Genomic DNA, 12,401 nt, shown 5'->3' with positions numbered 1-12,401 from the left:
ATAGCCATTGAATCCCATGTCGTTATCTTCAGCTTGGTGTTTAGTAGCGTCATTATTGTTAATTACATCATGGTTGAAACCAGGATCAGTATCGTTATTGTCATCAACATCATGGTTAAATCCAGGATCTACATTGTTGTTACTATCTTGGGATGTAATAGGTTGACCATTGTTATCATGGTTGAACGCTTGGTCAATGTTATTTGTTGCTGCAAAAGCATGGCCGTGTGACATAAGTAATAGTGATGATGTTACCAATGTTGTTCCAAAAGCATATTTAAAACGTCTTTTAATCAATTTATTCACTCCTTAGTAAAAAGCATTCTTCATACATAAAGATGATTATTTAATAATTAAAAATATCATAAATATGTATATTTATAACTTAGCATAATAATTTAATTTAAACCTTAATATCTTCTATCAACTGAATGACAGTTTTGTCATACACTTATTTAAGGCAAACGTATGCTATTATATAATCAACTTTTTTGAAACTAAGAGGGGTGCTTTAATGCAATTACGCAAAGTTACAGAAGAAGACTTGTTCTCACTTATTAAACTTGAAAATGAAGGCTTTACGCCAGATGAAGCGGCAACGCCAGAAGCTTTGAAACAGAGAATCAATAAAATACCTGACACATTCATTATCGCTGAAAAGGAAGGACGCATAATCGGATATATTAATGGACCTGTAATTGATCAACGATATATAACCGACGACTTATTTGAAGAGATTCAATCCAACCCCAACAGTGGTGGCTACCTTAGTGTATTAGGTTTAGTCGTTAACAAAGATTATCAAGGACAAGGGATTGCGGGCAAACTGTTAGAGCAATTTGAGAAACTGGCGAAACAACAATCAAGATGCGGTGTGACACTCACTTGTCGTGAAGCTTTAGTGTCATTGTATGAACGTTATGGCTACAACAATGAGGGAGAGTCAACCTCACAACATGCTGGTATAAAGTGGTATAACATGGTTAAAGAAGTGTAAGGATAAGGTTGAGACGAATACGTTTCAACCTTATATCTATTTTATGTTTAATTTATTTCTTGAGTGTTCTAACATTTTTTATTCTCACATTTTAAATAGATACTTCCCCCTTTGGACATTCACTCCAATAATTAAATAATACTTTCTTCTTAAAGCTTTTTGATTGATTTTTTAAATTTAAATTTTAAAAGTATAAGAAAACTATATTTTAATAGGAAGAAACTAGTTCCATTTCAACTTAAATATTCTGTATTCAATAATAATTCTTCAATACATTCTTATTTTAAATACGATGAATAAAATTAGGAAAATTACAAAATTGTTATATAGTTTAATTCTATGTATTTACATGCAGTTTGATGAATTTTAACCCTAATCATTGAAGTGGTTATGTTTATTGGTTGAGGTTATTTTGCCATTATATCTTATTAAATCAAGCTTCATATACGTATTGCAAGATTAACGCTAAAATCAATTTTGAATAGATGATTGAATGTTATTGAATTTTGTACAATCAAATCTAGAAAAATTATATATATAGTTTTTCTAATTCTGTTGCAATTTACATGTAAAGGGGACTATAATGATGTAAATTCAAATTAATTGTGGTCAATTAGTCAATTGGGAAGTAAGCGTGAGAATAAAGGAGAGTATTATGTCGAGAAAAGAGAGAAATTTTAAACGGTCCTTTGGTCAAGAAAAAGCTAGGGTCAAACTTTATAAATCTGGTAAACAATGGGTTAAAGCTGGGATTAGAGAAGTTCAATTACTTAAAGTGTTAGGTCTACCATTTTTAAATAAAGACGTTGAACAAATTAATAATTTAGATACTGCTAAAGATAAAAATTTTAAAAACCAAGCAATGAAGGCGACAGGTTTAATAGGAGGCGCCTTTACATTTGCAATGTTAAATGATCAACACGCATATGCAGCTTCTGAAACACCAATGACTTCAGAAATTTCATCAACAAGTGCCACAGTAGCTAATCAAAATTCAACAGAAATCACTAAATCAGAAACTTCTGAGTCCACTGAATCAACAAGTAAAAGTTCTGTGGAAAGTACAAGTGATAAGAATTCAACTGAGAGTACGTCTAACAAAGAGACATCTAATTCTAATGCATCAACGAGTACAACTTCTACTTCAGAAAATGAAGTAGCTAAATCGGAAACGTCAACTTCAGAAACATCAAAATCAGAAACATCTACATCAGAAAAGCAAGCAGATAGTAGCACGAAAAGTACTTCGAATAATGATAAAAGTGACGAGACTAGTTCTTCTAATGAAAAGAGTAATGACTCTAGTTCAAGTGAAAAGAATAACTCAGAAAAAACTAGCGAAGTTTCAGAGAAAAGTGGAGAAACTACGTCTAATAGTTCTGAGAAATCAACATCAAATTTAAATGAGAGCAATTCGAAATCTAGTAATGACGTAAATAGTACATCTATATCAAATAATATAAATGCGAATAACACGGCTTCTACGCATACGACTGAGACAAATACGAGTAATGATTTAGGGTCTACTTTATTTACCTCTACATCAACTAGTACATCAACAAGTCCGACTAAGTTAAGAACATTTAGTAGACTTGCAGTAACTACATTTGCTGCTGCAGCCGCAACAAGTAGTCAAACTAGTACATATACAGGAGTCGGATCTACAAAATTTACTAACGGTACAAATTATCCAATTTATTATAAGCTAACAGTAACGAACAATGGTGATGGAACGGTAACTTTCAGATATACAATCACATACGATAATCCATCTACTGCTAACGTTGAAAAGCCAACTGTGACAACAGATACAAATGTTACTAACCCTAATAAGCCAATGATTACTTTAGGTAGCGGTTATGGTGCAATAACTAAGATAACACAAGGATACACAGATTCGAACGGTAATTTCCTTACAACTGTTAAGACAACTAATCCTACTGTTGTAAAAAGTGGAAATGGATATACATGGTCTGGTGCAACGCTAAGTAAAAATTTCGCGACTCAAGGTAATGGTGTTACTGCAGAATTTACGGTGCCTATAAACAATGCTAGTGGGGATTTATCATTTAATCTATCACCTTCTGCTAGCTATAGTTTGGATTCGAATTATGTGAACTATTTTGGCAACACTACAATTAATAATACAGAGCCAAGTACCTCAACGAGTCAATCAACTAGTAAATCTACTAGTACGGTTAAAAGTCAAAGTACATCAACAAGTACATCAACGAGCACGGTGAATAGTCAAAGTACATCAACAAGTACAGCAAATAGTCAAAGTGCATCAACAAGCACAGCGAATAGCCAAAGCGCATCAACGAGTACGTCAAATAGCCAAAGTGCATCAACAAGCACAGCGAATAGCCAAAGCGCATCAACGAGTACGTCAAATAGCCAAAGTGCATCGACAAGCACAGCAAATAGCCAAAGTGCATCAACAAGTACGTCAAGTAGCCAAAGTGCATCAACATCAACGAGCGTGAGTGATTCAACAAGCGCAAGCACATCAGGTAGCGCATCTACATCAACAAGTGTGAGTGGCTCAACAAGCGCAAGCACATCAGGTAGCGCATCTACATCAACAAGTGTGAGTGGCTCAACAAGCACAAGTACATCAGATAGTGCATCAACATCAACAAGCGTGAGTGATTCAACGAGCACAAGTACGTCAGATAGTGAGTCAGCATCAACAAGTGCGAGTGACTCAACAAGCACAAGTACATCAGATAGTGAGTCAGCATCAACAAGTGCGAGTGACTCAACAAGCACAAGTACATCAGATAGTGAGTCAGTATCAACAAGCGTGAGTGACTCAACAAGTACGAGTACATCATTGAGTGACTCAGCATCGACAAGTGCGAGTGCTTCAACAAGCACAAGCACATCAGATAGTGTGTCAACGTCAACAAGTGTGAGTGATTCAACAAGCACAAGCGCGTCATTAAGTGGCTCAGAAAGCGCGAGTCTTTCAGACTCATTAAGTGAAAGCACGTCAGATAGTGCATTAACATCAACAAGTGTGAGTGATTCAACGAGCACAAGTACGTCAGATAGTGAGTCAGCATCAACAAGCGTGAGTGACTCAACAAGTATGAGCGCATCATTAAGTGGATCGGAAAGTGAGAGTCTTTCAGACTCATTAAGTGAAAGCACGTCAGATAGTGCATCAACATCAACAAGCGTGAGTGATTCAACGAGCACAAGTACGTCAGATAGTGAGTCAGCATCAACAAGTGCGAGTGACTCAACAAGCACATCAACTAGTGTGTCAACATCATCAAGCATGAGTGATTCAACAAGTGCAAGCGTATCGACATCAATCAGTACATCGACATCAATGAGCGAATCAAGCTCAACAAGCACAAGCACTTCAGATAGTACATCTACGTCAGCAAGTACGTCAGAAAGTAGAAGTGCTTCACACTCAATGAGTGGAACAGATTCAAATAGTACTTCAAGCTCAGACAGCAGATCACATTCAATCAGTAATTCTGATTCTAATACGACGTCACATAGTCACTCAGCATCAACAAGTATTAGTGATTCAAACAGTACAAGCACATCAGATAGTAGTGCTTCACATTCATTCAGCACATCACATTCTGAACGTGAATCAAATTCTATGAGTACTTCTCACTCACAATTTGATTCAACATCAACTTCAGAAAGTATGAGTGGAACAGATTCAACAAGCGTGAGCACGTCACTAAGTCACTCAGTATCAACGTCAAACAGTACGTCAATGAGTACTTCTGAATCTCAAAGTAATAATGATTCACAAGTGCATAGCAATTCACTTCATCATGATGCTAAAGATAAATTGCCTGATACTGGAGATAGTGACTCTAATTCATCAGGACTTGTATCAGCTGTTGCAGCAATGTTAGCGGATTAGGATTATTTGGTAAATCTCGTAAAAATAAAAAAGATAAAAAGAATAAAGGATCAGAACAATAAACTACTTCATGTGGGAGATAGATTTGTAAAATAATCACTTTTCTATAAGTTAGTTGTCTATCCTTAAAAAAGAGGCTAAAGTATAATTATTGGTTGGAATAATGTATGTATAAACCAAACTAATTAATATCTTTAGCCTCTTTGATATAATGTAAAAAACTTTATTTTTAAAATTTTAGGTGAAATTATGATTAAGAAACATGAATATAAGATTTTATACAAGAGGATTTTATTTACCTGTTTCATATTAATTGTTTACATTTTTGGAAGTAATATTTCAATAGTGGGTTCGGAAGGTGTTTATGATAACAAAGATACATTTTTCAAATTAGCAGTTTCAAATGTAGGTGGGGATCTTCATACATTAAATGTATTCTCATTGGGTCTTGGACCTTGGTTAACATCATTAGTTATCATTATGCTATTAAATTATCGTAATTTGGATCAAGCAACGAAACAAACACGTTCTGAAAAGCATTATAAGGAAAGAATTATAACGATAGTGTTTGCAATATTTCAAAGTTATTTTGTAATCAATACGTATATTCATAATAACTTTATTAAAGATTCAAACATCGTTTTACTCATGTTAATTCTTGTTGCGGGGACAATGTTATTGGTTTGGTTAGCAGATCAAAATATTACATACGGTATTTGTGGTCCAATGCCGATTGTATTAACAAGTTTAATCAAATCATTATTTAATAACCAACACTTTTTTAAGTTAAGTGTAAGTGTCGTATTACTTACATTAGTAATTGTGACATTAGTCATAGCATTACTCATTCTATTATTTATTGAGTTATCGGAATATCGACTCAATTACAAAGACATCATGAATAACTCTACGAATAAGACACCGACATATTTAGCATGGAAATTAAATCCGGCTGGAAGTATTTCAATTATGATTAGTTTATCAGTATACGTACTGTTAAATAATATGATTAATTTAATAGCTACATTGCTCGGGTCAAACGCGAATTTCGAATTTTTAAGTTTTGCTAACCCGATAGGTATTACGTTTTATATTGTGTTACAAATCGTACTAAGTTACTTGTTGTCACGATTTTTGATTAATACTAAGAAAAAGGCGGATGAATTTCTAAAGAATGGGAATTATTTTGATTCTATACGTCCGGGTCGTGAGACAGAGAGGTATTTAAATAGTAAAGCTAGAAGAGTATGTTGGACTGGTGCCATATTGGTGGCATTGATTCTGGCAGTGCCATTATATTCAACATTGTTGGTGCCTAATCTATCAACAGAAATTTACTTTTCAATGCAACTGATTATCTTAGTGTACATCAGTATTAATATCGGTGAGACGATTCGCACTTACTTATACTTTGACCGTTACAAGCAAATCTTGAATAAATATTGGTAGGAGATAGTTATGAAACAGTTTATACCTGCATGGTATGATTCGAACAATTGGTGGGATAGCGCTGTTGTGCCCTTTTATATAAAAAGAAAAACTACAGAATTTGATGACATGGTAAGTTTAATGTCGATGCATCATAAAAACAATGAACCATTCAATACAATTATCTTGAATTATAATCCCCTGTTGCGATTATTTTTACATCGTCATGAGCTTTATGAAATGAATTATTGGTCTCTTTTTGATGAGATACAAGGCGCAACGCATGGCACACCTGTAGCAATTGATTATAGAGAATTATCTTGGCCAGAAGACACTGAATTTATTTATACGCCATTTCAAGTCATGGCCATTAAAAAAGATAATCAATTTTCTAAGATGATTTTTAGTCAAGAAGGCTATTTAATTTGCATTGAGGATTATGAACACAAAACACTAAGCCGTAAATTGATATTTGATGATAGAGGGTTTGTGTCATCGATTGAAATTTATCATGATGGACAATCACCAATGAAACGATATTACTTAGATGTTAAAGGTCAGCTCATTATGACTCAAGATTTTATGACTGAAAAAATTACAATCTAACCAGACTTCTATGACCTTTTTCAGAAGAAGTCATATAGAAATATGGATGAACTTATTTTTGAAAAAATTCAACAATACAATACTTCAACATTAGCGGATGACGATAAAGTGATTATTGCTGCAGATAAAAGACACAACTATGTATTAACAGATACATTTAAACCTGAGAATATGTGTTTCTCATTATTCAGACAGAGAAATGCATACATCGATGCGACGTTATTAGAAACTATTGGAAAAGCGAATCAATGTATAGTTGATACACAAGCAAATGCGACTAAATTAAATCAATTCATAACTCAGAATCCTGCGTACCAGCCATTCAAAATTATGCGAGTAACGCCGTTTGATGCACAAATGTTACCTAATATAAGTAGTCAATTGTATGAAACGAATATTGGTGTTTGGATAGATTCACTTAGTGAAGAAGACTTAAAAACGGTTATTAATCAATTGAGTCAATACGTTTCTCAACATGAACAAACCATAATCCATCTGTTAACGCGATTAAATGAGAACGATATACCGCAATGGTTAAGAGATGAAATAGATCAATTAAATTCATCGTTAAATGTAGAGGAAGAAGAATTCTCTCCAGAAGTTCAAGATATTTTACAAACGGAACTTGAAGAAGATGAAGTAGAAAAGGTTAAGTTGATTTATGTGCCTTTCGAAGAAGATTTAATGAAGGAAATGTCGCAATTAAGAGTAATTGTAGATTTAAACCAAGAGCCTGATTTATATTTACAAATTTCAAGTATTAGTGCAGGCGTTCCACAAATCAATAGGCGAGAGACGGATTATGTAGATGATAAGTTAAATGGCTTAATTATCGATAATATCCAACAATTAAGTGCAGCGCTAAATTATTTTATAGACAATCTGAAAAATTGGAATTATTCGTTTGCGCATTCTATTAAATTAAGTGATGAATTCAGTTCAGAAAAGATAATCCAAAGATTAAATAGTGTGATTGAAGGTGAAATTCATGGCACGTAAATTCAGAATCTTACAAGTAGGTGGGAAAGATTTAGAACCATTATTTGACAGTAAAAAAGGTGTTGAATGGGATTATTTAGATGATGCATTATTTACGTTTGATAGTGGTTATATTGAAGCGGTAAAAAGCATTATAAAAGCATTTGGTAACTTTGATTTAGTATTTGTACAAAGTGCTTACTCACCTGAATTAATGGATTTATTACGAGTCGTCGCTACACCTCACAATACGGTCATCGATGCACAAATGTGGTCTCCAAATTATGATGCTGAACCATTAATCCAACACAAATTTGTAAAGAAACTTAATTATCAAACTGAGGAAGAGCTACACCATCAATTGTTAGCTGTGACATTTCCTGGGCAATATGGCGATAGAGTATCACCAATTAAGACAACTGTTAACCCACATTTTCAAGGAACGTATAAATATGAGGGGAACAAGTCACTCGTGTTAGAAGGTGATTTCGGTACATCATTTAAACCTATTGTTACGTGGACACAAAGTTTAGTAAGTGATAAAGATAAGGTTAACGAGCTTTGGCCGGAATATTCACTTGAAGGAGATGTCGAAATCGAGTACACATTTAGATTATCTCCGTTTGGATCAACGGAATATCCAGATACAACATTACGTTTTGAGCATAAAGATTTAAATCAACCTATTCAATTACCATTAAGGACGACTCAAATGAATGTCAGCGTTTCTCTTAAGGCAAAAGGAAAGGGTAAATTATGTATTGGTGCCATTCATAAACGTTGGTCACGACTAGAAATGGGACAATTTATTATGGGTGGACAGCGTTTTACTGATGAGAAACGAGATGAGTTTATACATTATTTCAATCCAGGTGATATGAAGCCTCCGCTCAATGTGTATTTTAGTGGTTATCGTCCTGCTGAAGGATTTGAAGGCTATTTCATGATGAATAAGATGAATGCGCCGTTTATCTTAATTGGTGACCCTCGTCTTGAAGGTGGTTCATTTTATCTTGGATCCGAAACTTTTGAACAAGGGATTATCAATGTGATTCAAAATGCCTTAGACTTTTTAGGTTTCAAGCATGATGAACTTATACTATCAGGGTTATCTATGGGATCATTTGGTGCCTTGTACTATGCAGCTCAATTAGAACCAGCTGCGGTTGTAGTAGGGAAACCGTTATTAAATATTGGGACTATAGCAGATAATATGAAATTGTTACGTCCAAATGAATTTGGCACTGCTAATGATGTGTTGTTGGCGAATACAGGTGGTATTTCCACTTCAGATGTTCAACATTTAGATACACGTTTTTGGGAAAAATTAAAAAACAGTAATCTAACAAATACAACATTTGCAATTGCATATATGTACAATGATGATTATGATGCTACGGCATTTCAAAATTTATCACCAGTATTGAGTCAACAAGGTTCACATGTTATGAGTCGTGGTGTACCGGGTCGACACAATGATGATTCACCTACAATAACAAGTTGGTTCGTTAACTTTTATAACATTATATTAAAAGATCAATTCGGGAGAGATAGCGATGTCAGCATTAAATAGTTATACATTAACATGGCGTCATATAAATACTACAACCTTTATGTATGGTACGAAATTACGCATTGAGGATGATGGAACTTACTTTAACAATCCATTGATGCCATCAGGGACTGTTATACATGATTGGCGTATGTTAACAACTTTTAGTGAACATAAATACGCACCATCGCTTCCTATTTTGAAAAAGAAACAGCATTATAAAGTGATTTTAAATTACAATGTCGAGCCTCGAGGTAGTGTGTATATTAAGATTACATTTTACCGTAAAAATGACACGGAACACTCCAATTTAATCATTCAAAATAGTGATGCAGAATTCAAATTTCCTGAAGAGGCTTATGCTTATAAAATTGAATTAATAAATGCTGGCTTGTCGGAACTTTTTTTCAAAAATATTATTATTCAAGAGTTAGATACAGATGAATCTGAAACACACTCTATCGTTGAAAGTAAAGTTAATTTAGATGTATTAAATCGAGTCATATATGGCGAAAGTGTTAATGCGCGAGGTGATCAAAATGGCTAATCAAGTTAGTAATGTGATTAATTCGATGCGTTTGAAAAGATTACAGAAGCAGTTAACGGCAGTAAACCGATTAAGTGATCAAATGCGAGACTATTCAGATGAAGCATTACAAGCAAAAACAGCTGAGTTTAAACAACGTTTAGAGAAACGTGAAACGACGTTGAATAAACTGTTGCCGGAAGCTTATGCAACGATTCGTGAAGCATCGAAACGTGTACTAGGTATGTATCCGAAAGATGTTCAAGTGATGGGCGCCATTGTGATGCATCAAGGTAATATAGCAGAAATGCAAACCGGGGAAGGTAAGACGTTAACAGCGACAATGCCCCTTTATTTAAACGCACTTACAGGAAAAAGCGCATTTCTAATTACTACGAATGATTATCTGGCGAATCGTGATTTTCAAGAAATGCGACCTTTATATGAATGGCTAGGATTAACAGCGTCACTTGGCTTTGTGGATATTCCAGATTATGAATACGCCGATAATGAGAAGCAAATGCTATATAACCATGACATCATTTATACAACAAATGGTCGTTTAGGATTTGATTATTTATTTGATAATTTAGCAGACCATATTAATGCTAAATATTTACCTGAATTGAACTTTGCGATTATTGATGAAGTTGATTCAATTATATTGGATGCTGCGCAAACACCACTGGTTATTTCTGGTGCTCCACGCGTGCAATCCAATTTATTCCATATTATTAAGATGTTTGTTGAAACGTTAGTTGAAGATGAACACTTTAAATTAAATGTGAATAAAAAAGAAGTATGGCTTACAGATGAAGGCATTGATGTAGCCAATCATTATTTTAAAGTGAATAATATTTACCTACCACAATATTTTGATTTGGTACGTGTCATTAACTTATCATTACGCGCGAAGTATCTGTTCAAAGATAATTTAGATTATTTTATTTATAATGGCGAAGTTGTACTTATAGATCGAATTACAGGGCGAATGTTGCCGGGTACCAAACTACAATCTGGTTTGCATCAAGCGATTGAAGCTAAAGAAGGTGTTGAATTATCACAAGATTTAAGTGTAATGGCGACAATTACCTTCCAAAATTTATTCAAATTATTTAATGGTTTTTCAGGGATGACCGGAACCGGTAAGTTGGGAGAAAAGGAATTCTTTGATTTGTATTCTAAGTTAGTAGTTGAAATTCCAACCAATCATCCGATTATACGTAATGATAAAGAAGATCGAGTATATGCGAAATCAGATGAAAAGAATAAAGCGATACTTGAGAAAGTAAAAGAAATTCATGCCACTAAACAACCAGTACTCTTAATAACAAGAACTGCAGAAGCGGCTGAATATTTTTCAACCCAATTATTTAAAGACAATATCCCTAATAATTTATTAATTGCGCAGAATGTTGCTAAAGAAGCACAAATGATTGCTGAGGCAGGACAATTGGGTGCTGTTACAGTTTCAACTAGTATGGCTGGTCGTGGTACAGACATTAAGCTTGGCTCTGGAGTCTATGAGCTCGGAGGACTTGCAGTCATAATCAATGAACATATGGAGAATAGCAGAGTTGACCGACAATTGCGTGGACGTTCAGGTCGTCAAGGTGACCCAGGTGTTTCACAGATTTATGTATCATTAGATGATTATATTGTTAAACGTTGGAGTAACTCTAAACTAGCTGAAAATAAAAAACTAAAAGACGTTGATCCAGACAAACTACAAGATAGTCCTTTTTTCAGAAGAAGAGTAAGAGGGATTGTCTCTAAAGCACAGCGTGTATCTGAAGAAACCACAATGATGGCGCGTGAAATGGCTAATGAATTCGAAAAAAGTATCGGCATTCAACGTGATCGTGTGTATGAAGAACGCAATCGTATTCTTGAAACGTCAGACTTCAGTGCATTTGACTTTGATTCACTAGCGCGTGATGTCTTTGACTATGATTTGAGAACAAAGCATATTCATAATAAAGATGACATCATCAATTATATTTATGAGCAGTTGAGCTTTAGTTTCAAAGATGACGCTATTAGCCAACAGATTCAAACACATGAACAAACCATTGATTATCTAGTGCAACAATTTAACAAACAATTAAAAGAGAATATGAAAATTGCAAATAACGATTATTTTAAATTACGATTTCTTCAAAAAGCAATATTGAAAGCAATAGATGTAGAATGGATAAATCAAGTTGATCAACTTCAACAACTTAAAGCGAGTGTTAATAATCGACAAAATGGTCAACGCAATGCAATATTCGAATATCATAAAGTGGCTTTAGAAACATATGAAATGATGCTGATAAATATTAAACGGGCAACGATTCGTAATTTATGTTTAAGTATTCTAACGTTTGATAAAGATCAAGATTTAGTAGTACATTTTCCTTAAAATGAGGTGTTC

Annotated in this window: 5 protein-coding genes and 4 pseudogenes; 8 read left to right on the top strand and 1 reads right to left on the bottom strand. The window is 34.1% G+C overall.

What is annotated here, in order from left to right; genetic code table 11:
• Positions 1 to 297 (bottom strand): annotated as a pseudogene (locus F1592_RS03530) (hypothetical protein); the annotation flags it as partial.
• 217 nt (positions 298 to 514) lie between these two features.
• On the opposite strand from F1592_RS03530, the gene F1592_RS03525 reads away from it, so the two are divergent.
• From F1592_RS03525 to secA2, 8 genes and pseudogenes are all read left to right on the top strand, one after another.
• Positions 515 to 997 carry a GNAT family N-acetyltransferase gene (locus tag F1592_RS03525; RefSeq protein ID WP_053016261.1) on the top strand — a complete coding sequence of 161 codons (483 nt, stop codon included), beginning with the start codon at positions 515 to 517 and terminating at the stop codon, positions 995 to 997.
• A gap of 655 nt (positions 998 to 1,652) precedes the next feature.
• A pseudogene (locus F1592_RS14000) lies at positions 1,653 to 1,775 on the top strand (KxYKxGKxW signal peptide domain-containing protein); the annotation flags it as partial.
• A 1,377-nt stretch (positions 1,776 to 3,152) separates the two neighbouring features.
• Positions 3,153 to 4,895: pseudogene (locus F1592_RS13995) on the top strand (lectin-like domain-containing protein); the annotation flags it as partial.
• 249 nt (positions 4,896 to 5,144) lie between these two features.
• Positions 5,145 to 6,344 (top strand): accessory Sec system protein translocase subunit SecY2, encoded by a 1,200-nt coding sequence (gene secY2 / locus F1592_RS03510; RefSeq protein WP_053016263.1) that lies wholly within the window; start codon positions 5,145 to 5,147, stop codon positions 6,342 to 6,344.
• A gap of 9 nt (positions 6,345 to 6,353) precedes the next feature.
• Positions 6,354 to 7,928: pseudogene (gene asp1 / locus F1592_RS03505) on the top strand (accessory Sec system protein Asp1).
• Complete coding sequence (gene asp2, locus F1592_RS03500) at positions 7,918 to 9,480, top strand: accessory Sec system protein Asp2 (protein WP_053016265.1); 1,563 nt, start codon at positions 7,918 to 7,920, stop codon at positions 9,478 to 9,480. The pseudogene asp1 and the gene asp2 overlap by 11 nt, the downstream one beginning before the upstream one ends.
• Positions 9,464 to 10,006, top strand: coding sequence for an accessory Sec system protein Asp3 (gene asp3, locus F1592_RS03495; protein ID WP_053016266.1), 543 nt, complete (start codon positions 9,464 to 9,466; stop codon positions 10,004 to 10,006). The genes asp2 and asp3 overlap by 17 nt, the downstream gene beginning before the upstream one ends.
• Complete coding sequence (secA2, locus tag F1592_RS03490) at positions 9,999 to 12,389, top strand: accessory Sec system translocase SecA2 (RefSeq protein ID WP_149809667.1); 2,391 nt, start codon at positions 9,999 to 10,001, stop codon at positions 12,387 to 12,389. The genes asp3 and secA2 overlap by 8 nt, the downstream gene beginning before the upstream one ends.
• Positions 12,390 to 12,401: the final 12 nt, after the last annotated feature.

The organism is Staphylococcus sp. GDX7P312P, assembly GCF_008385775.1.
Taxonomy (GTDB): Bacteria; Bacillota; Bacilli; order Staphylococcales; family Staphylococcaceae; genus Staphylococcus; species Staphylococcus haemolyticus.
This window is presented reverse-complemented; position numbering and strand designations above follow the sequence as displayed.